General features: G+C 39.2%; 17 protein-coding genes and 3 pseudogenes. 11 read left to right on the top strand and 9 right to left on the bottom strand.

Features of this window, described 5'->3' with window-relative positions; translation table 11 throughout:
- Positions 1-285 precede the first annotated feature (285 nt).
- Positions 286-1,752, top strand: a pseudogene (locus FUT79_RS13870) (C69 family dipeptidase).
- A 127-nt stretch (positions 1,753-1,879) separates the two neighbouring features.
- Here the strand turns inward: FUT79_RS13870 and FUT79_RS13865 are convergent.
- Positions 1,880-3,133, bottom strand: a complete 1,254-nt coding sequence (locus tag FUT79_RS13865; protein WP_052335653.1) for an ISNCY family transposase — start codon at positions 3,131-3,133, stop codon at positions 1,880-1,882.
- 198 nt (positions 3,134-3,331) lie between these two features.
- Here FUT79_RS13865 and FUT79_RS13860 point away from each other — a divergent pair, with 198 nt between their 5' ends.
- Together FUT79_RS13860 and FUT79_RS13855 are read left to right on the top strand one after the other, a co-directional pair.
- Positions 3,332-3,613 carry a TRL domain-containing protein gene (locus FUT79_RS13860; protein ID WP_002695852.1) on the top strand — a complete coding sequence of 94 codons (282 nt, stop codon included), beginning with the start codon at positions 3,332-3,334 and terminating at the stop codon, positions 3,611-3,613.
- A gap of 115 nt (positions 3,614-3,728) precedes the next feature.
- Positions 3,729-4,265 carry a hypothetical protein gene (locus FUT79_RS13855; protein WP_148879521.1) on the top strand — a complete coding sequence of 179 codons (537 nt, stop codon included), beginning with the start codon at positions 3,729-3,731 and terminating at the stop codon, positions 4,263-4,265.
- Between the two features lie 80 nt (positions 4,266-4,345).
- Here FUT79_RS13855 and FUT79_RS13850 read toward each other — a convergent pair whose 3' ends face one another.
- Positions 4,346-5,104, bottom strand: a complete 759-nt coding sequence (locus FUT79_RS13850; protein WP_024752765.1) for a hypothetical protein — start codon at positions 5,102-5,104, stop codon at positions 4,346-4,348.
- Positions 5,105-6,076: 972 nt separating this feature from the next.
- Between FUT79_RS13850 and FUT79_RS13840 the strand changes: the two genes are divergently transcribed.
- Positions 6,077-6,991: a hypothetical protein gene (locus FUT79_RS13840; protein WP_024752767.1), complete on the top strand. Its 915-nt coding sequence runs from the start codon at positions 6,077-6,079 to the stop codon at positions 6,989-6,991.
- A gap of 183 nt (positions 6,992-7,174) precedes the next feature.
- Here FUT79_RS13840 and FUT79_RS13835 read toward each other — a convergent pair whose 3' ends face one another.
- The 5 genes from FUT79_RS13835 to FUT79_RS13815 all read right to left on the bottom strand — a co-directional run bounded on the left by FUT79_RS13835 (position 7,175) and on the right by FUT79_RS13815 (position 13,245).
- Complete coding sequence (locus tag FUT79_RS13835) at positions 7,175-8,530, bottom strand: family 4 glycosyl hydrolase (RefSeq protein WP_024752768.1); 1,356 nt, start codon at positions 8,528-8,530, stop codon at positions 7,175-7,177.
- A gap of 44 nt (positions 8,531-8,574) precedes the next feature.
- Entirely contained in the window at positions 8,575-9,441 is an 867-nt protein-coding gene (locus FUT79_RS13830; protein ID WP_024752769.1) for a carbohydrate ABC transporter permease, read from the bottom strand.
- A 2-nt stretch (positions 9,442-9,443) separates the two neighbouring features.
- Complete coding sequence (locus FUT79_RS13825; protein WP_002696829.1) at positions 9,444-10,331, bottom strand: carbohydrate ABC transporter permease; 888 nt, start codon at positions 10,329-10,331, stop codon at positions 9,444-9,446.
- Between the two features lie 112 nt (positions 10,332-10,443).
- Positions 10,444-11,730 carry an ABC transporter substrate-binding protein gene (locus tag FUT79_RS13820; RefSeq protein WP_024752770.1) on the bottom strand — a complete coding sequence of 429 codons (1,287 nt, stop codon included), beginning with the start codon at positions 11,728-11,730 and terminating at the stop codon, positions 10,444-10,446.
- A gap of 699 nt (positions 11,731-12,429) precedes the next feature.
- Positions 12,430-13,245 (bottom strand): substrate-binding periplasmic protein, encoded by an 816-nt coding sequence (locus FUT79_RS13815; RefSeq protein WP_002695366.1) that lies wholly within the window; start codon positions 13,243-13,245, stop codon positions 12,430-12,432.
- A gap of 240 nt (positions 13,246-13,485) precedes the next feature.
- Between FUT79_RS13815 and FUT79_RS13810 the strand changes: the two genes are divergently transcribed.
- The 4 genes and pseudogenes from FUT79_RS13810 to FUT79_RS13795 all read left to right on the top strand — a co-directional run bounded on the left by FUT79_RS13810 (position 13,486) and on the right by FUT79_RS13795 (position 15,785).
- Positions 13,486-13,821 (top strand): iron chelate uptake ABC transporter family permease subunit, encoded by a 336-nt coding sequence (locus tag FUT79_RS13810; protein ID WP_024752771.1) that lies wholly within the window; start codon positions 13,486-13,488, stop codon positions 13,819-13,821.
- A 240-nt stretch (positions 13,822-14,061) separates the two neighbouring features.
- Positions 14,062-14,471, top strand: a pseudogene (locus tag FUT79_RS13805) (FecCD family ABC transporter permease).
- Entirely contained in the window at positions 14,468-15,226 is a 759-nt protein-coding gene (locus FUT79_RS13800) for an ABC transporter ATP-binding protein (RefSeq protein ID WP_024752772.1), read from the top strand. Before FUT79_RS13805 ends, FUT79_RS13800 begins: the two are co-directional and overlap by 4 nt.
- A 10-nt stretch (positions 15,227-15,236) precedes the next feature.
- On the top strand, positions 15,237-15,785 hold the full coding sequence (locus FUT79_RS13795) for an FmdE family protein (RefSeq protein WP_197071846.1): 549 nt from the start codon (positions 15,237-15,239) through the stop codon (positions 15,783-15,785).
- A gap of 630 nt (positions 15,786-16,415) precedes the next feature.
- Here FUT79_RS13795 and FUT79_RS15915 read toward each other — a convergent pair.
- Positions 16,416-16,502, bottom strand: a pseudogene (locus tag FUT79_RS15915) (SEC-C metal-binding domain-containing protein); the annotation flags it as partial.
- An 850-nt stretch (positions 16,503-17,352) separates the two neighbouring features.
- Here FUT79_RS15915 and FUT79_RS13780 point away from each other — a divergent pair.
- Both FUT79_RS13780 and FUT79_RS13775 read left to right on the top strand, forming a co-directional pair.
- Entirely contained in the window at positions 17,353-17,709 is a 357-nt protein-coding gene (locus FUT79_RS13780; protein ID WP_081718760.1) for a hypothetical protein, read from the top strand.
- A 147-nt stretch (positions 17,710-17,856) separates the two neighbouring features.
- A complete protein-coding gene (locus FUT79_RS13775) occupies positions 17,857-18,057 on the top strand; it encodes a hypothetical protein (RefSeq protein WP_148889756.1) in 201 nt (66 codons plus the stop codon).
- Here the strand turns inward: FUT79_RS13775 and FUT79_RS13770 are convergent.
- Entirely contained in the window at positions 18,050-19,231 is a 1,182-nt protein-coding gene (locus tag FUT79_RS13770) for an IS630 family transposase (protein ID WP_024751818.1), read from the bottom strand. The genes FUT79_RS13775 and FUT79_RS13770 overlap by 8 nt on opposite strands.
- Positions 19,232-19,393: 162 nt before the next feature.
- Here FUT79_RS13770 and FUT79_RS13765 point away from each other — a divergent pair, with 162 nt between their 5' ends.
- Complete coding sequence (locus FUT79_RS13765; protein WP_052335739.1) at positions 19,394-20,764, top strand: DEAD/DEAH box helicase family protein; 1,371 nt, start codon at positions 19,394-19,396, stop codon at positions 20,762-20,764.
- Positions 20,765-20,778: the final 14 nt, after the last annotated feature.

Genomic DNA, 20,778 nt, shown 5'->3' with positions numbered 1-20,778 from the left:
TAAAAAGAGTCCGACACAGCCGCAACGGTAGGTAGTTTACCATAGGAATGCTTAAATCCGCAGCCCCTTATTGTTAATACCTCGATTTTTATAACAGGAAGTTAATTACAAAATATTATATTAATTCGCTTATCTTCCGGTTTACTTTTAGACATAACCATATGGACTTTATCTAAGTTTTGTCTTGAATAACGGATAAAACTATAGCATAATAAAACCATTGAAAATAATTTCAAATACATATTCAAGGAGAATAAAAATATTAAAAATCGACTTGCCGCAATTTTGGCAGCACCTTTGTTGACTTTTTTAGCAGCGCTTCCTTCCTATGCCTGTACCGGTTTTATCGCCGGTAAAGACATAACTGTTGATGGAAGTCGTATCGTAGCAAGAACGGAAGATTTAGGCGGCGCACATAACAAAACCTTTATCGTGTATCCTCGCAAAGAAAATCCGGCGCCTGTAATGTTTAAGGACACTACAGGTTTTAAAATTAAGCTTCCAAAAATCAGTTATAAATACACCGCTATTTGTGATGCAGAACAATCAGAAGGGATTTATGATGAAGTGGGCTTTAACGAATATGGAGTGGCAATCTCTGCTACCGTCTCTGCCTCTCCTAACGAAACCGTACTGAAACACGACCCGCTTGTAGAAACCGGACTTACGGAAGCTTCTCTGACAACAGTTGTATTACCCTATGTAAAAACCGCCCGCGAAACCGTAGAACGTGTTGCAAAAATCGTAGATGAACACGGCGCCGCAGAAGGAAACATAATCTTCTTCAGCGATGATAAAGATATTTGGTATATGGAAATTCTTTCCGGACATCAATATGTGGCGGTAAAAGCGCCAAGCAATTGCTATGCAGTTATTCCAAACTGTTTTCTTCTTGGTGAAATCAATGTATCCGATACAGAAAATGTTATCGCCTCAAAAAATTTAATCAATCTGCCAAAAGAAAAAGGTTTTTATAAGGAAGTAAACCGCTCTTTCCATATAGCGGAAACTTATGCGGAACCTATGGATGACTATAATCGCGCTCGCATTTGAGGCGGTCAATATAAATTCTCCCCATCCAAAAAAATTGCGTATAAAACAAAGGTATTCAGCTTATGGCAAAAACCTGATAAAAAAATCAGCGTAAAAGATGTTATGGAATTACAACGCTACCGCTATGAAGATACGGAAAAAAATGCAAATCTTCCTAAAAACAAAGATGTCCGCGCAATCGGTGTATCTTCCTCTATGGAATGCCATATTTTGCAATTAAAAGACAATTTACCAAAAGAAGTAGGCGGCATTATATGGATGGCTATGGCGAATGCGGAACATTCCGTCTATCTCCCTTTTTATGGAAATATCAATGATACCTTTCCTGCATATAAAATTGCTGACGATACATATACACCGGAATCTTTTTATTGGACAATGCGTGACTTAAATGTTAAATCCGCACTAAACAGAGAAAAATATGGTAAAAACGTAAGAGCGTACTGGAATTCGTATGAACAACAGCTTTTACAAACACAGGCGGATCGCGATCAGCATTTGATTCAAACATACAAAAAAAGTGGCAAAGATGCTGCGGCAGATTATGCAACAAAAATAGGCATAGAAATTTCAAAAGATGCTTTTACTAAAGCAACTCAAATAACGAAGGAATTGACCACCTACATCTTTGGAGATGATGCTAAGCCAAAAAAGTCGGATTTTGCCCCTTCCTTTATGAAAGTAGAAAAAAAGAAATAAAACAACTAAGCGATTTTTGCCTGCCTTATCAAAATGAGCGGGCAAAACTATGTCAATAACCAGTGAATATTTCACCCCTAAAGGGGGTTAATTTTGCAATGAAAATTGCACCCCTTAACACATCGAGTTATCCTGCTTTTGCATCTTTAAGTAAGAATTCATAAATCAAGTCAATAACTACTTGAGGCAGGTCTCCGGTTCGTCCAACCGTATCGGTTCGGTATATATCATCGAGCGGTACAATCGGATAGAATTCATCATGTATTAAAGCGCGTATACCATGTTTTTGTGAAATCAATACATTTACCGTTGTGCCTGCGCCGAATTTATTCTGCTCAATTTTAAACAAATGGTTTTTGATTGAGATGGTAGAGCCGCTTGAAAGTTTGCGCGTAATAACCGATGACAACAGTTTATCAAGATCGAGTGTTTTTGGCGTCGGTACAAACATTGAATATGAATCGCAGGCAGGAACACCAAACTGTTTGTTGAAAATACCGATATACTCTTTTAAGAATTGGTTTGCTTGCTCTATGGTTGTAATTCCGCGTCGTGCAAATTCAACAGGGAGTCGGCTTTGTAATGTTTGCCATAATCGCTCAACACGTCCTTTTGCTTGTGATGAATGAGCCGGGAACATATCGATTCCTAAGTACTTGATAATTTTGCCGAATTGTGTTACTTGTTCCTTGGTTCCTTGTAATTGCTCCTCAATGGATAACTGTTTTTTTGCATTAACAAAAAAAACGCTACACTTATCCGGATAAAGAGCGGCAGGGAGTCCGTAATTTTCGAGTGTCTGCCGCAGAACTTCTAAATATCCGAGCAGGCACTCGTTTTTGCATAAATAAAGACCGGTAATCATTCCGCGTGCATCATCAATAAAAGCATGTAATGCGGATTTTTCTTTCCCGCCGAACCAAGGAAACGGGGTTGCGTCCACTTGCAACAGCTCTCCGAAGCAAGCTCTTCTATTGCGCGTTTTATGCACCTTCTTTCGTGTTCGTCTTTTCTTTGGTGAATAAATTCCATGTGATAACAGAATACGGCGCAGAGTCGAATATGACAGCTGCAATTGATATTCTTCAGTTACTATTTCATGAAAATGCAAAAAATTGCTTTTTGACAATGCGGGATCGCTTCGCAGCGCAAGTAATCGCTGCTCAATTTCTTTCGAGGTCTTCTTTGCAGAGGGACGCTGACTGTTGCCATGCAGCATTGCTGCTAAACCCTTTTCTTTGAACGCCTTTTTTAATTGCTGTACGCGTCTTCGTGAAAGGTTTAATCGAAGCGCAGCCTGTTGTACCGTACATCTCCCCTCTAGGCAGTTGGCAATAACATGTCCTCGTGTAATTTGATCAATGCTCATAAATAATTTCATTCCTCCAGTTTAGTGTAACAAGTCAATAATTTCACCTCGGTAAAATATAGGGGTGAAATATTCATTGAAAACTTATAGGGGTGAAATTATCACAGATTAAAGACACTTTAATAAAAACTTGACATTTGATAAAAATTGATATACCATAGCGTATATATAGATCCATGCATCTAAACTATACATCTACGGAGGGTAAGGATGAAAAAAATTTTTCCTATTTTGATTGTGGTTGGACTTATTTTGGCAAGCTGTTCAACAACTGCACCTATCGCCGGGGCGACCGGTAAAGTAGGACCAAAAACCGGTGAGGCTAAGCAAAAGTGGCTGTTTGGGCTCCCCCTTAAAGGTGAGGGCGGTATTCAGGCAGCTGCTAATAATGGCGGAATAAAGACGGTTGGCACTGTCGATGTTAGAATCGATTGGCCTGCCAGCCCGGTCATTCCGTACCATGTTGTTACCACAGTTGTCACAGGTGAATGATTTTATTAAGAAATAATGGCAAGGTAATGTGCCTTGCCATTATTTTTAAAACAAAAATAATTTACTTGTTGTTTTAAGCAATCCTTTATAACTTTATGTCTTTGGTTTTGTTCCTATGAAATTCTCTTTTCACTCTTTATTTCTTTTTTTATTGTTTTCTCCTTTAATGATTTGTTCTTGCGTAAGCTCCTCAAGTACTATATTTAAGAATTCCAACAAAGTTCTTGTGATGACCTTTGACGGCAATGCTTTGAAGTATTATCTTCGACCGGAGATCATGCTTGGAAAAGACAAGAATTCATCCGTAAATATTGACTTTTCTTATCAGAAAAGAAACGATGCGTACATATCAGACTCTTATACAAACTTTACTTTAAACTATAACACTTCCGCCTACATACAGTCAGCTCAATTTAATATCCCGGGAAAGGAACCTGTTGTATGTAATAACATTACTACACTCAACAGAAATGTTTCCCAGAAATTTATACGGGTGCAAACAATTGTTTTGCAAAAAGATATGGAAACCCTGATGAACTCTTTTGAAATACCAGAGTTTAATCTGAGTATTGAGCTTACAGATGGCACCGTATTATTTTTTACACCGTCTAAAACATTAATCGAAACTATTAGAGAAGAAAAGATGCGATAAGAATCGGAAGCGCCTGCTCAAAAAAAATCGGGTTTAGCCTATGCATGTATACTAATTGCAATACTTGTTTACACTGCTACTCATATCTCCAAACCCCAGACCGTATCCATAGCTTTATTCAAAGGAATACAATGCTTCCACTCTTCAAGCGGTGCATCATCGCCCGCTGCCGGAATTGTGAAAACAAGTCCGTCAGGCAATTCTTGTTTTATGCGGGCAGTAATTTCAATGCCTTGCCGCTCTTTGCCGGTTCCATCGTAAAAATCGGCAACGGCGGCTATGAGTCCGGAGCGGAATTGCGGCATATCAATTAAATAATCCAGTCTGCTGTTCCAGCGAAGGTCTCCGTAAATATGCGTATAATAACAAAGGCGCGCAAGTGCGTTTATTCTGCTTGGCGGCAGATGCGGAAAAATGACTTGCAGTGTTTTGCATAAAATACTTTTTCCAAGCATAAAACGACGCTGACAGTTTTGCAGATGGGTTTTAAATTCTTCACATTGTGCACGAGTCCAGCTCTGCCATTCCGCCGTTTTTTCCTGTTCATGCAAACCGTCTACAGTATAATCATAGTTCCAACCGAGATGAGCGTAGTATTGATGCGTGCTTGCAGAGCTTTCAAAAGCAGCAATATCTTCACCGTTTATGTCGGCAATATTCCATTCCCGCAAACGCCTTGTCGCACGATTTGCACGCTTACTGTTTTTATCGCGCATGGTTAAGTCCATTAAAAGATACACCGCATCTTGAATCGCAGAAAGCTTTTCGGATTTACCACTCAAAAAACTTTTCTTAAAAATTTGCGCAATATGCTTATCGTGTTCTTTCCCTTCCGCCATACAATCATCCTCATCTATTTAGTGAACTTTTTAAGCAATAATTATCGCCTTCTAATTTTTATACCGGCACTGTTTATTTTTTAACACGGATTAACCCACCATCAAAATCAGATTTTAATTTTAGCTTCTGTGAACTTGTATCGTGCCTACACTTTCAGTGCACATTCTTTTTATAGACAAAATGAGTCAAAAAAACAAGTCTTTTCTTCTGTTGCGGAGTTTTTTCTCTATAAACTCCAAGACACACACATTCGGGTGTTGCGGTTTGAAGCTTACAGAAAGCCGGCCTTACTTTACCGCATGCCGGAGTCGAGTAGTTACAAACCGCCGGCGGAACTGCGGGCTCCGCTATCGCTGCGGCTCTTTTTGCGCTATTTTAGGCGCGCAAAAAGGATCCGGCTTCGCGATTTTGAAAAATCGCTCGCCGCCCTCCGTCCGCCTAACACGGGTCAAGATGTTTTTGCTTGGAAAATGTTGCAAAAACATCTTGACCTTTGAGTTTTAAAAACGTTTACAAAATGTCTTGTTTTTAAACATCGCTTGGAATGTCTTAAATCCCGGCAGCAGAGTACACGGGACTGCCTAAAGCCGGTAATGCAACGCATAAGAGAATAAAGCTTTTAATACCATGGTAAGTTTGCTCGCCGTTGCGTTGTGTCGAGCTCTTTTTTAAAATCAGTACAAGATGAATTAAAAAAATTGAGTTATTAAAAGGACGCTACCCCGACTCTAGTATGGATTTCGTTTTCCGGTATACTCCGTGTTAGAAAGATTTTAGAAAACCGCGTAAATCCGCCTTTGTGTGCCGTTTTGCTGTGAGAATAAATTGCATAAACCATCATTTTTATGCAATTTTTTTGTATATTTATACAATAAAATGCTTGACAGGCTTCTTATTGTAATTTATACTATAGTTAAACCAAAGCATGCGACGGTTTATAAAACAATACTTTTAGCGGTGAGGAGGATACTATGAATTTGAAAAAATTGATAAGTGCGGTAATTATAACCGGACTTGTATTTGTCGGTTGCAAATTTTCAAATGATGTAGGTGCATCAAAAGAAAATGCACAAGATGCTACGCAGTGGGCTAACCTTACCACAGATCGTCCTGAAGTTGCACGGCAGCTTGATACTGTGGGAGTTGAGCACAATAAAATGTTGGACGAAATGTATGCGGCTCTTGTTTCTTTTAAAGCATCCGGAGCAAGAAGCGCCTCATCCGAGTCGGGGCTTTCCGATGATGAGATTTCCTTTGTACTGAATCAGTACCTTTGCAAAAATGTCAGTCGTTCCGTATCAGAGGATGTAAGCGTTCCTATCGAGCTTTCGAGCGGGGAAGCTTTGGAAGCTGCCTTCTCGCCGGTGGTTCAAAAATCTGTTGAGCAGATAAAGGCGCTGACCGAGGCTCTTACAGAAGCTTCAAGCAAAAGCGAGGTTGTAGCTGTATTGCAAGGTATTGAAACAATCGAAAAAGAGGCTGAGAAGGATCTTTCGGCTGAAGAAAAAGAGCCTTTCTATGCCTATACCGCAACGGCGCGCGCTTCTTTGGCGTACTGGTACGATAATTTGAGCAAATGGGATGCTCTTCGAGGAAATAACGCTCAACGCTCTGCAAAAGGTGTTGAGATGCTTAAAAAGATATCGTTCTGTATAGCATCGGATGCGGGCGGCGCGTATGAGGGCTGGGTAAAGACAAGCGAATTGATAGAAAAGTACATACCTTTTGCTAACAATAAGCTTAAACTTGCCTTGCAAATAATCGGTTCGACCGCCACTGCCGGCTGCTCATCAGCAGAAGGATGGAAGCAAGGGAAATACGTAATTGCGTTTCCCCATGAATTGGTATTACAAAAAATAAATAAAAAAATTCAACAAAAAAATTAAAAATGAATAACGCCCCTGCCGGTTTTCCGGCAGGGGCGTTTCTTTTAGTCTTTCTTTAATAAACACACAATAAAAACAACTCTTTTATAAAATCATTTTTGATATCGCAATTTGTTAAGAAACCAATTGCGGTATCAAAAGGACGTTACCCTATTGAGTGATGCGGCACACGAGGCGGAACTTTTATTGCAGGTAGCCAAGCCATTCTCGCTGGCGGCTTATCATGCGGTCTACCATTTCTTCAATGCAGCGCGCGTGATGAACCACGGGGCTTGCAAGCATTGCCTGTATCACATATTCTCTTTTTTTATGGATAATTGCTTCTGCGGTAAGATCGTAGACTCCGCAATAGGAGCGCAGCAAGGAAGCATAGCCTTTTTGTAAATCCGGGAGTTCAATTGGAGTAAGCCCTCCTTTGTGAATCATTGCGGGAACTTCAACCGCAATCCAATCCGGAAGCTCTTTTATTGCGCCGTTGTTTAAAAGGTTTACCGCAGATTCTTCGTAATTCAGATCGCCGATAATACCTTCGATAATCGGCACAACGCGTTCGCTTGTTTTTAACTGAATCTCATGGTGGACGTTCTGTCTAAGCGAGAGTTTATAAAAATCGAAGAAATCTAAAATGCCTCGATGGTCAACAACGTCCCATGCCCAGCCTATGTACTCACCGAAATGGCTGTCGTTGGTAATCGGCAGCAATTTATAGTTTTTCAGCATAAATTGCACAATTCGTTTGTCCGCCCATTCGTATCGACTTTTTCCGGAGCTTGTTGCTTTTTCATAGCCTTCCCGCTCCTCTCCGCTTTTGCCGGCAAGTTCTTTATCGAGCAAGTCGCTGTAGCCGGGGTCATGTAAAAAGAATGCTTCCGCCTTTTCCAAAACCTCCGGGTATAAATCTTTCCCTGTTTTTTTGTTTTTAACCTCAAGCATGCAGCTGAAATGATTTAAACCTGTCGCTTTAAAATAAATGTCTTCAATTTTAATGTTCAGCATGGGCGGCAGCCAGCTGTTAAGCCAACCGATTTCATGACAAAGCCCGATAAATTTTGCTTCGGGGTAAGCTCGTTTTACCGTAGTGCAAATGGCCGTCATCGGATTTGAGTAATTGAAAATATAGGCATCGGGGCAAATTTCCATCGCATCTTTTACAATGTCCAAAATAGGCGGCACAATGCGTAATGAATGGAAAACGCCGCCCGGGCCGCCATTTTCTCCGTATACTTGATGAATGCCGTATTGCAGCGGAACTTTCCAATCTTCTTCCCAAAGTTTAAACCGGTCGCCAACCTCTATTGATGAAATAATGAAGTCAGCTCCTTTAAACGCTTTTTTTCGATCGGTGGTTGCTTTTACGGTAAAAGGTAATTTGTGTTTTTCGATAAAGGCTTGCGCATTTTGCAATACCTCATGGAGTGATTCTTCGTTTATATCCAACAAGCAAATTTCACTTTTTTCAAGAACCTTGCTTGAGAAAATATCTCCTAAAGAACCATAGCCGAACTGAGCACTTCCTGCGCCCACTAACACAATCTTCATGTCAAACTCCTTTGGATTAAAATCCGTTTATAGTATTGTTTCAATTATTTAATTGAACCTTCAATCATTCCTCTGATAATATATTTTTGTGCCGCCAAAAATAATACAATAACCGGTACGATCGCAATCAATGTAGAGGTGAGAATAAGATCCCACTGTTTAAGGTATGCACCGGCAAAGACGGTTACCGCAATCGGAATTGTTTGCACTGCTCCGTTGGAGCCGAGCACCAGCAAGGGTAAAAGATAATCATTCCAAATCCATATGCCGTTTAGTATTAGCACGGTTACAATAATCGGTTGCAGTAAGGGAAAAACAATAACAAAAAATGTTTTAGCCCGATTGCAGCCATCGATTCTGGCGGCTTCTTCAAGTTCAAAGGGAATGGTTTTTATAAACCCGTGAAAGATAAAAATAGAAAGCGGCGTTCCGAAGCCGAGATATGCAAAAATAATTCCCGCATAAGAGCCGAGTAATCGAACATGCAGTATTCTTCCAAGAACGTTCAGCCATTGTACCAGCGGATACATGAGTACCTGAAACGGAATAACCATTGCAGAAACAAAGAGTAAAAATAAAAAGTTTGCCCAAGCTTTTTTTGTTCTTACCAAAACCCATGCACACATTGAAGAAAACACCGCAATGATTATGATGGACAATACTGTAATTATTGTGCTGTCGCCGAAAGCTTTCAGATAATTTACGGTAGGATTATGAAATATTCGCATGACATTAGTGATAAGCTGCGACGGTTTTTCCGGCATGGCAACCGCATTATAAATAATTTCCTGCGATGTTTTTGCGGAGTTAATAATTACCATAATAAAAGGTGCAATAAAAAAGATAAGCAGCAGAAAGGCAAAAACTTCAAGCAGTATTTTTTTCAGTTGTTTTTCGGTATGCGTTTTCATACTTACATTTCCTGTTCTTTTCTTTTATTGACGGTTACTTGAATAAGCGAAATAATGAGCAAGGCGATAAAAAGAATAACTGCCTTTGCCTGCGCTTCTCCCATGCGGTTTGCCGCCGCCGTGTTTACAATATTCATGGTTAAAAGCTGGCTTGCATTTACCGGCGTATCTAAAAACCTTGTTGCAGGGCCGCCGTTTGTAAGCGTAAAGTTCATATCGTATTGTTTAAAGGATGAGGTGAGTGTTAAAAACACCGAGATGGTAAAAGCATTTGCAGTCATTGGGATAAGAATTTTTCTGACGCGGGTAACATACCCCGCACCGTCAACCTCTGCTGCCTCCAGTAGCGATGAGGGAATTGCCTGAATTGCCGCAACATAAATAAGCATAATATAACCGGCGTATTGCCATGTATTAACAAGCGCCATAATAAAGATAACAGCCCCGGATTTCCCTAAAAATGAGGTTTGCAAAAACTGAATTGATGCGGTGTTCCCAAGTGAAACAAGAATGTTATTAAAAATAAATTGCCAGATATATCCCAGTACAATGCCGCCGATTAAATAAGGAACAAAATATCCCGCGCGATAAAAATTTTTTAGCCGGACGGAGCTTGTAACAATTAAGGCTAACAAAAAGCTTACAACATTTACCAGAATTACATTGATAAGCGTATATTGTATGGTAATTAAAAATGAAAACAAAAAATCGGGGGCGGTAAATAAGTTTTTAAAATTCTTTAATCCGGTAAAAGAAACACTTGTGCTGATTCCATTCCAGTCCGTAAAAGAATAGTATAAGCCAAAACCGAAAGGAATAATATTGATCATTAAAAATGCAAACACGCACGGTAATATAAAAAGCAGACTTGTCAGTTTAGTTTCATTCATTGTAGCTCTCCGGTTTTTCAAACAAAACATGCGGGCGAGTTGCTGTTTCTTAAAAAAGAAACAGCAACATTAAAAAAACTCCTCCTTTTTTGCCCCTAAAAAACAGCGTTTCTTATTTTGACATTGCAGGTAAACCGGCAACCGCTTTTTTCATGTCTTTTATAAATTGTTCCGAATTATCGGGATGTTGCGCAAACAAATCAAAAATCGGCGCAAAGATATTTTGTCCGGTGCCGTCGGGCATCATGCCGAAAAACACGCCGTGATTGCCGCCGCGCATATTTGCTTCAACAAGCGCTTTACTCAGCTGACCTTCGGGCATTAAGGTAACCGACTTAAACGCAGGTATCATACCCGCCTTTGTTACCATATATTCATGTCCCTTCGGAGTCATTGCGATAGACGTAAGGAATTTTTTTGCTTCTTCCGCATTGGGGCTTTTTACGTTTACGCAATAAAAACTTGGCGCAAACAAATACAAGCCCTTGTCTTCCGTATCGAGGAACGCGTGCGGCGCATAGCCCATTTTAAAATTCGCATTCAATTGTTTCAGGTTCGGGTCAACCCAGTTACCCTGATGCAAAAAGGCTGTTTTTTGTTGGGCAAAGGCCGCCACCTGATTATCATAGCTACCGTTTAACAAAACATTTTTATCCGCATACTTGAACAGGAGCTGCAAATACTTTGTATATTGTGCAAAACGCTCATCATCAAGTTTGCCTTCTTTAACAAGCATATCCGCAATGCTTGTATCATCTTGCGCTAAACCGCCGCCTAAATAACAGGCAAAACTGTGATGGCCGACAACCCACCACATGCCGCCGCCAACCGATGCCGCCATAGAGACAACCGCATCAAGTCCCAGCTCTTTCTTTTTTGAATCAATGAGTTTAAAAGCTTCTTCATATGCGTTGCGTGTTGTAAGCGTTGCAGGGTCAACACCCGCCTTTTGAAGAATTTCCGCATTATACGCAAGCCCGTATCCTTCAATACTTACCGGAAAGCCGATAACCTTTCCGTCTACTTTCATGGCAAGATCCGTGTCCGCAACCCAAGACTGATCGCTTAAATCGGCAATATAATCCTTCCATACCTGATAGCCGCCAATACCTTCAATAACAAAAATGTCCGGCATTTGCCCTGCCTGAATCTTTGCTTTCAGCACTCCGCCGTAATCTCCGCCGCCGCCCAGTGTTTCAACCTTTACGGTTACGCCCGAGTTCTCCGCGCTGTACTGCGCCGCATAGGCATCAAGCGCATCTTTAATTTCAACCTTAAGTTGAAACATGTTGATGACCTTTCCCGAACTCGCCGTATCTTCGGATTTTGCACAAGAGACCACGCCGCATAAACAAGTTACAAGCAAAATTCCGATAATCTTTTTTGTTATTTTTTTCATACACTCTCCCGCACATACTTTTAAAAGGATCATCAGATCCTTAAAAAGCAGGGTAAATAAGCGAATTTTGCCCAGCTCATTTTACAAGGCAAAACTTGTCGATAAAAAATCCGTGCTGTCTTAGACGGTTTTTATCACCTTTCTTCACATAATAGATGCGATATAGATATTCAAAATTATAGAAAATTTTCTTACCTCTATCGCATATGCATCATAATTAAAAGTGTAACACAGAATAATGAGATGTCAAGCATTTTATCTGAGGATACGCTTACAGACCAAGCTTTCCTGTTTTGAAGTTAATTGCCGACGCAACGGTTTCATTTTGCCATCCGTGGCAAAATGAAACCTATGAGTTTGAAAACTTCTGTTTATATAGCTGTGGTAGTTTTCAAACTCAATTCTGTTTAGAACAACCGCCATCCGTGGCGGTTCTGAGCTTGACAACGGTGAGTAAACTTACCATAGGGCAAAGCGTTAATAATTTGCCTCCGCTTTGCCAACGAGTTTTAAAGCTTTGCAAACTGCCTTGCTTTAAAACATCGTTTGGAATTGAGCAACGGTGGGTAGTTTACCATAGGAATGCTGAACCGCAAGCCATTATCGACGGATGCTTCGATCAGTACGTGTTATTGAAGGGTTAAACAATTACACAAGCAAGACAGAGTGTGTCTTGCTTGTGCCTAAAAAGCGTGTTAATTAATTTTTATATTGATATTCAAAAAACCATTTGGTAGTTAATTTATCCAGCGTTCCATCCGCTTTCATTTCCGCAAGAGCGGCATTGAAGGGAGCAACTAAATCTGAACCTTTTTTAAAGATAAACCCGAGTTCATCAGTACCGAGCGGTCCGCCTACTGTTTTAAGTTTTCCGGGATTTGCCCCGATATATCCGCGACTTGAAGCGGCATCCATAAGCACCATATCAACATCACCGGCAATCAAGGCTTGCACGCTTGCGCCGAAAGTTTCAAAAAGTTTAATACGTTTGTTTTTTTCATCTCCGTCAAGCACATCATAGACTGTTACATAAAAATTAGTGGTTCCGTTTTGACTGCCGACAAGAAGCTTCTTGTTAGCGGCAAATTCTTTTTCATTTTTAAAGCGGTTTTCGTTTGCGCGTACCAGCATAAACATTTGAGAAATGAGGTAAGGTTCTGAAAAGTCAACCTGTTTTTTACGTTCATCATTTATAGTAATACCGTCCATTCCAACATCAAATTGTTCATCGCGAATTGCCTGAATCATTGCATCCCAGCTTATCAGATTCCAGACGATCTTCGCATTCAATCGCTTGCCGATTTCATTTACCGCATCATATTCCCAACCTTCTCCCTTTCCTGTTTTAGGATTGACAAAGTTAAGCGGCGGATACGCATTTTCGGTAACGGCATAAATTGTCCGCCCTTTTAAGTTCGGTAATGCTGATTTCCCGCCCTTTTTCGACTGTGCCGCCAAAAAGCTAATTGCACAAAAGCAAAACAAAACAGCAACAATCTTTTTCACTCCACGCATATTTCCTCCTCAAGTCCGCCAAGCAGACTCTAGTATATAAAAACAACAGCCCAAGTATACCCGACAAATCAAGAAAAAACAAGCCGAGATTTTGCACGTTGTAACTTTACACGCGGTTTGGCAAATTTTATTACGCGGTTTAGCAAAAATGGTGTGTTTTTGCGTGTTTTTTAGGGGAATTTTCGGACTGCCGAGCGACAACAAAATAAATCTTGCGGTTCGGACTAATCGATTGCCGGTATGGGCTTGGGATTAGCCGGCTGTGTTTTACAAGCTGTTTTGCAAAACCCGTTAGCATCCGCATCAACACCCGGAGTTTCGCAGGGTACGAGTTTTGGTGCGACTGTTGCAATTGTTGTATTGGGTATGGGAAACAGCATGGGATTTGGTGTTCCTGTGTGTGCGTTTATCGGATCCATCTCGGTGGCATTAACGATTCTCGGGCTTTCACACTTTCGTAACATTAGTCCGGAAAGTATTGTACTTGCAGGTGTTGCTATTAGTGCTATGTTTTCCGGTGCGACCACATTGATTCAATATTTTGCTGATGAAATACAACTTGCAACTTTAGTATAACGTTTTTTTAATAAGTTGATTATATTTTTTTAATACATCTTACCCAAAACGTAAAAAATTTTATAAAAAAGAGCCCGACACGGCGCAACGGCGAGTAATTTACCATAGGAATGCTTAAATCCGCACTCCCTCATTGTTAGTGCTCCAATTTGTATAACCGGAAGTTAATTACAAAACGTTACATTAGTATACTGGACTTTTGGAAATTTGAGCAGCCCCGGCTGGCGGGAATTGCGTAGAATGTCTATAACCGTAGCCGTTTTAATTATTTACTGTTGTTTTCATCGCTGGGATTATAATGCTCTTTTAAGCGGTGCTGAAACAGCAGTAAGCCTTGGTATTAACGTACAAAGAGTAACTATTGTAATTTAGTGCTATGTTGTCTTGTAACTTCCGTTATTGTATCCAATGTAGGACTTATCAGTTTTGTCGGACTGGTGGCACCGCATATTGTTCGCTTAGTGGTTGGAAGCAATCATGTGTATTTGATACCGGGCTCCATCTTAACAGGAGCAACAATCTTGCTGTTAAGTGATTTATTTGCCAGCATCGCGGTCAGTCAGGTAATTTTACCGATAGGCGCAATTACTTCTTTTTTAGGCGGCCCCTTGTTTTTACACCTTTTATTTAAGGAGAGTAAACGGAAGTGATACGCGTAGAAAATATTTCTTACCATTACCGTGGTTATCCCAATGTTCTGCAAGATATATGCTTCCATGTGAATGACGGAGAAACCCTTGCAATACTTGGCAATAACGGTGTGGGAAAGAGCCCCCTGCTCAAATGTTTAAATCATATTCTACGTGCCAATTCGGGAACAGTAATGCTTGATGGGGCAGATATTCTGTCGATGCCTATCAGAGAGGCCGCAAAGCAAGTTGTATTTGTTTCACAAAATGTGCCAAACACAGAGATGACCGTATATGATATTGTAATGCTGGGGCGCAAACCTTATATGCGCTGGTATTACACAAAAAACGATCACGCTATTATCCATGAGGTTATGGAACGGCTGAATCTGACCGGAGATATGCAGGGACGTTTTTTAAATCAGCTCAGCGGAGGAGAACGGCAAAAAGTTATATTAGCCAGAGCTCTTGCTCAAAGGCCAAAGGTTTTGCTGCTTGACGAGCCAATCAGTAATTTAGATATTCGTAATCAATACCAAGTATTGCAGATTATACAAGACATCTGTTATGACGATGGTATATCCGCGATTATGGTTATTCATGATTTAAATTTGGCATTGAGATTTTGCGATCGCTTTTTGTTAATGCAGCAAGGACAGGTTTATAAATATGGGGATATGTCTATTTTAGATACTATTGCATTGAAAGAGGTGTATGATGTTGATGCAAGAATAGTAAAAGTTGAAGGGCATTATACTGTATTGGTAGAAACATAAGGATAAAAATATGGATAAGAAGTTATTATGGGAAAGATGTGTTCAATTTCACGGGCACGAATACGGCGGATTGACAATCGGGTATAAAGCGACATTGTATGCAATCGATTTATTAGATTTGAAATTTTCCTCAGATGAACAGGTTGTCTGTATCTGCGAAAATGATGCCTGTGAGGTTGATTCAATTCAAGTAATTTTAGGTTGCAGTATTGGCAAAGGGAATTTGCTGTTTCACATGACCGGAAAACAGGCTTTTTCTTTTTATAATCGCACAAATAAAAAATCTGTCCGACTCATGCTAAAAAAGAGACCTGAATCTATAACGCGGGAAAAATCACTGGAATACTATCAAAGTCTTGAGCCTCAAGAAATGTTTGATGTTATGGCCGCAAAAATTGAATTACCGGAAACAGCACGTATGTTTGATTCCTATGTATGCGATTGCTGCGGCGAGACGGCCGGTGCAAACTGGATTCACCTCCAAGGAGAAAAAAATTATGCATTGATTGTTTTAAAAAATACAATCGCTTTGATGTATAATAACCTGAATTTTCTATAATTAATTGCAGACAAAAACGGCATCGATAATGCCGCCGGCTGTGCAGGGTGCTCTGTATTCTGTAGGTGAAGCTTGCTAAAATATGGCGCATTAAACCCGCACGTTTGTTCTATTTCATAAGTGTTCACAGTTGTCAAAACTAAATAATTGCAAAGGTTTGGTTCAACCAGTATAATTTAGAAAAACAAAACAAACAAGCTTATTCTATAAAATATAAGAACGCTAAACTATGAATAATTATAATACAATCGTTTGGCAATTGCTAATATAGCATTCTTTTAATAATTCGATTATTTTTTAATGCACTTTATATAAAAATTTTATAAAAAGAGCCCGACACTACGGTTTGGTTTTGACGTCCATGTCAAAACCAAACCTGCGAGTTTTAAAGCTTTGCAAACTACTTTGCTTTAAAACGTCGCTTCTGTTTGGAACCACCGCCATCCGTGGAAAAATGAAACCTATGAGTTTGAAAACTCCTGTTTATATAGCTGTGGTAGTTTTCAAACTCAATTCTGTTTGGAACCACGAACGTCCGTGCCCGTTCTGAGCTTGACAACGGTGAGCAATTTACCACAGTAATGCTAAATCGGCAAGCCGTTAGTATCGATGCGCCGATTTTATCAGTGCCTATTTTCCGTGGCAATGCTTATACTTTTTTCCGCTTCCGCAAGGACAAGGCTCATTGCGTCCTACTTTCGGTACAACATCAAAAACCGGCAGCGGAAAATCATTCTGTGTTTGAATATTGAGATTTGTCGAGGTGTGGCGCAGTTTTGGATTGTTTGATTTACCCTGAAGCTCATTCGAAGTAAATCCGTTATTGGTGTATTTTCTGGTATTGTTATACATGTCTGTTAATAAATTAACAAACTCGTCCAGTGTATCTTTGCTGCCAAAGACATAACCGGATACTGTGAAGTATTTGAGCGCATTGGCGGGGGTTCCGCTATCTTGAAACAGTTCATATATTGCAAAAAAATCTTCATCAAGATTGTCTTCATTATAATTACTAGGCATAAGTTTATGTTTTATGATATGCGCTTTTAGCTTGAGATACGACTCATCGAATTCATGATAAAGCAGATTGGTGTATTTTAAAAACTCTTTCTTAGCGGGCAAGTATCGCGGTTTGCCATTTTGTTTTTCACGAATATATATAATGTACTCTCTATCGATATCAAACTCCGAAGTGAACCATGATGCGGAAAGAATATCATTAAAAAATGAATAATCAACAGCTTCTGTTTTTTTAAATTTTTTTAAAGCCGATAAAGCTTCCTTTGATGTTGTATGTTTTTTTTCGTAGTGATTAAACACTTCTACAAATTCATCGATGCTAAGGACTCCATACAAGAATACTGATGCTGTAGCATACTCGGCCATAAGCTCTTGTCGCGCCCGGCTGATTTTCATTGGTTGCATAAAACTTTTCTCCTGCCCGGTATTTTTGTGCGCCATAAAACCAAAGCGCGGTTCGTTCAGGGTTATTGTAATGGTATTGCAGGAGATGGGGAAGGGGGTACCTCCCCCCAAAAGTTGGACACGAGCCATAGGAGAAAAACAAATGGAAAGAAAACAGCACGATGAGCAATTCAAAGCACAAGTGAGAGCGGAGTATCAACGCGGAGCATTGGGGTACAAAAAATTAGCAAAAAAATATGGTGTGACGCGAGACGTTATTCGTCGTATACTACTAGCCGGAAGGAGAGGTACTACTATGAAAATAGATAAAGAATTAGCAGTTTTTAAACCAAGCGGCGATAAAGAACTTGATCACTACAAGCACGCCTGCGCTTACTGGATGGAATATGCGAAAAGGCTTGAACAGGAAATTGAAAAGCAGCAACAAGATAAAAAAAATTCAAGTACACATAACCAAGGATTTACACAAAAGGAAATTCCAGGTGAAAAAGATTTGTGAAATTACCAGTATCGCTCGAAGTTTTTGTTATTCCAATAAGGACACACAAGGAAAGCGTCGGCAATTTAGTGCAAACATGGTATAATACTTGCATTTGATACTTTAGATAAAGCAAAATAGAATCTGCTTATCTCGGAGGTAAGCATAGTGAATTCGGGAAACAACAATATAACGTGGGCTCATTTTAATGTACAAAATCAAAATACTTCAACGGCATTTGAAAAAATGTGCCGTCTTCTATTTAAAAAACAACATTTTAATAATAAAATAATATTGCAGGCTGCCCCAAATAATCCCGGTATTGAAGTTGAACCTGTTTTAAGTACTAGTGTAACGTTTTCTAATTAAGTTCATATTTGAGAGCGTCGGTTATAACCGCTTCAGAAACATCGAGATCATCAAGATTGTATTTCCAATGGAATACGACTGGCTCTTCATTAATCTCGTCAAAGTATTTATACAGTCGATTAACTAACTCTGTTTTTGATTTTACTCTCATGCCCCGCAACAGTTGTCTTGTTAGTTTGCTGAAAAATCCTTCAATCATATTTAACCAAGAACCATGCTTTGGCGTAAACACAAACTCAAATCTTCCCGGTACCGTTGAAAGATATCGAATGGTTTCTTTGGAGGTATGTACTTTTAAGTTATCCAAAATGATTCTAATTTTATCTTCTTGCGGGTATCGTTCATCAAGTATTTTAAGAAATTGCACATAATCTTTACTGGTGTGACTGTCGCTTACAAGAGGAATGGCATCCCCCGTCTGTAAATCAATGCCTGCTAAAAGTGAGAGCGTGCCAAGCCGTTTGTATTCATAATCACGGCGAATGCATTGATGGGTTTCATCAGCAGGTAAATCATCGCTTGTCGTCGCGATAGCTTGTATGCCGGGCTTCTCATCATACGAAACAACATGGATATTCTTCCCTTCTTCTGTCTGTAATGGCTTATTTTCCTCAAAATAAAGTTCAAGTTGCTTATAAACGAGCAAAACATTGTGCATTTTTCTATCAAAGTCAGGGTCTCTGTTTTCACAGTAATATTCTATTTTGTAAGGTTTAATGTCTGCTTCAGTTAGTATTTTAAATACCGTTGTTTTATGGATAGTAGCGAGCCGTAGGTATCCTGCACTTTCAGCGGTGGTGTTAATATGCTTTGTTAACAGTGCGTAAGTCCATGTTTCTGCAGCATACCCAAAAGTAGTCGGTTTTTGACAAGCGAGATTTATAATCCACGATTTCTCTTCATCGGTAATTTCCGGATTGTTTCCGCGTCCGGGTGCATCGGTGAGAGCATGCTCTACGCCGCCCTGCTTATATTTCTTAAGGCAGAGCGCAACGCTTCTATACGTATAGCCTACCTTGTCGGCTGTTTCCTTAATGGACAGCCCCTTGCTTTTAAGCAAAAGTATTCGTGCACGCGTGAGCGTTTGTGCTTGGATTGTTCGTAAACGAACAAGTGATTCAAGGTACGTGAGCTCTTCAGGATTTAGTTCAAGTTTACTCGGCGGTTTGGGCATGCAATACTCCTTAGTGATAAAAAGCTGTTGAGATAGTATCACAAACCAAAGAAAAATACAATATACTTTTCAGAAAAACGTTATACTAGTACCGAAAAAAGAATTAGTTTTCAGGCAAAATATTTTTCCGGTAGACCGGACTATAGTGAAATCAAAGGTTCCATGGAAAAAGTTGTGAGATGGTATTCGGGAAAATTAGATGTAGTGTATTTATATAGTAATAAAAATGTTACACCGGCATCCAAACAATATAAGGACATAGAGACCTTGCTGAAACAGGCGAACATTGAACTTATTCCCATTACAAATGAAGAAATTCTTGATCAAGTTATAATGTGTCCGGTTATTGCTGAAAAATTTTTTAACCGGCACTCATTAAATAAAAAATGGTTTGATGATCAATTAAAAATAAGCTTGGATTCTTTAGGACAAAGATATAGTAAATTTAATGTTGATACTGCAATCAAAACAAAGCTTAATTATTTTGTAAAAAATCAATCCACAATTGAAAAAATTAATTTTCGAAAAAATGAAGTCGTCGAAGAGATTCAACAGAGATGGCAATATCAATACCTACAAGGAAGCTTGCTTACAAAGATTTGTAAAGAAATAACTTCTATTGAAGATATAAATTTTTATACTATTTCAGACTGCTTGCAATGGTCAGAAAAAATAAAAAAAATATTTGAAAAAGATATAGCCGACTTAAACGAACAAATCACTGCGAAAAAACAAAAACTTAACGAAACGACCTTGGAAAACCATGACAGAAACAACCTGAAAAACGATATTGATCAGCTTACTGAAATAATAAACATTCCTTCGCTTTTGGAATTTGATGAAGAGGCGGATGTTCTACAAAAGAAAGTACTAATAATTAATGGTAAGGCCGGAACCGGAAAGTCTCAACTTTTTGCGACAACTGCCAATTTAATAAATTCTACCGGCGGATCTGCGCTGTTACTGCTTGGGCATAAGTTTATAAATAATTTATCGATACAAGAGCAAATACTTTCTACCATCGGCCTTGATATAAGCTTTGATAGTTTTTTGCAAATTTTAGAATGTATTGGATATGAGAATGATTGCTGTGTTACAATATTTATTGATGCAATTAATGAAAGTAGTTATAAAGAGATATGGCAAACAGGTCTTATAACTATTATCAATAAAATAAACAAATTCGATCATATCAGACTTGCTGTATCTGTTAGAAGCGATTATGAACCTCTTGTGTTTGACGACAGCATTAAAACAAAAATAAAAAATAAAGAACTATTGCAGATGACACATATGGGTTTTCAGGATGATAGTTTCAATGCAATAAAATCATTTTTAGATCATTATAGCATTCCGTTTTCTCCATTATGTTTTCTTAGTTATGAGATGACCAATCCTCTCTTTCTTACATTATTTTGCCGCGTATATGAAGATGGAGAGTTTAATATTTACGGGTTGTTTGATAAGCTCATAGAATCTGTAGATAAGGAAGTACAAAAAGCTATTAATTCGATGGCACAATTCCTGTTTTAAAACATTTTATCTAC

Source organism: Treponema phagedenis, assembly GCF_008153345.1.
In the GTDB taxonomy this organism is placed as follows: Bacteria; Spirochaetota; Spirochaetia; order Treponematales; family Treponemataceae; genus Treponema; species Treponema phagedenis.
This window is presented reverse-complemented; position numbering and strand designations above follow the sequence as displayed.

Excerpts from the sequence above, each read along its gene's own strand:
- FUT79_RS13780 (WP_081718760.1), top strand. The coding sequence starts at position 17,353 with ATGGAAAGAAAACAGCACGATGAGCAATTCAAAGCACAAGTGAGAGCG.
- FUT79_RS13825 (WP_002696829.1), bottom strand. The coding sequence starts at position 10,331 with ATGAATGAAACTAAACTGACAAGTCTGCTTTTTATATTACCGTGCGTG.
- FUT79_RS13840 (WP_024752767.1), top strand. The coding sequence starts at position 6,077 with ATGAATTTGAAAAAATTGATAAGTGCGGTAATTATAACCGGACTTGTA.
- FUT79_RS13815 (WP_002695366.1), bottom strand. The coding sequence starts at position 13,245 with ATGCGTGGAGTGAAAAAGATTGTTGCTGTTTTGTTTTGCTTTTGTGCA.
- FUT79_RS13820 (WP_024752770.1), bottom strand. The coding sequence starts at position 11,730 with ATGAAAAAAATAACAAAAAAGATTATCGGAATTTTGCTTGTAACTTGT.
- FUT79_RS13855 (WP_148879521.1), top strand. The coding sequence starts at position 3,729 with ATGAAATTCTCTTTTCACTCTTTATTTCTTTTTTTATTGTTTTCTCCT.
- FUT79_RS13765 (WP_052335739.1), top strand. The coding sequence starts at position 19,394 with ATGGAAAAAGTTGTGAGATGGTATTCGGGAAAATTAGATGTAGTGTAT.
- FUT79_RS13795 (WP_197071846.1), top strand. The coding sequence starts at position 15,237 with ATGGATAAGAAGTTATTATGGGAAAGATGTGTTCAATTTCACGGGCAC.
- FUT79_RS13835 (WP_024752768.1), bottom strand. The coding sequence starts at position 8,530 with ATGAAGATTGTGTTAGTGGGCGCAGGAAGTGCTCAGTTCGGCTATGGT.
- FUT79_RS13850 (WP_024752765.1), bottom strand. The coding sequence starts at position 5,104 with ATGGCGGAAGGGAAAGAACACGATAAGCATATTGCGCAAATTTTTAAG.
- FUT79_RS13830 (WP_024752769.1), bottom strand. The coding sequence starts at position 9,441 with ATGAAAACGCATACCGAAAAACAACTGAAAAAAATACTGCTTGAAGTT.
- FUT79_RS13810 (WP_024752771.1), top strand. The coding sequence starts at position 13,486 with ATGGGCTTGGGATTAGCCGGCTGTGTTTTACAAGCTGTTTTGCAAAAC.
- FUT79_RS13860 (WP_002695852.1), top strand. The coding sequence starts at position 3,332 with ATGAAAAAAATTTTTCCTATTTTGATTGTGGTTGGACTTATTTTGGCA.
- FUT79_RS13865 (WP_052335653.1), bottom strand. The coding sequence starts at position 3,133 with ATGAAATTATTTATGAGCATTGATCAAATTACACGAGGACATGTTATT.
- FUT79_RS13770 (WP_024751818.1), bottom strand. The coding sequence starts at position 19,231 with ATGCCCAAACCGCCGAGTAAACTTGAACTAAATCCTGAAGAGCTCACG.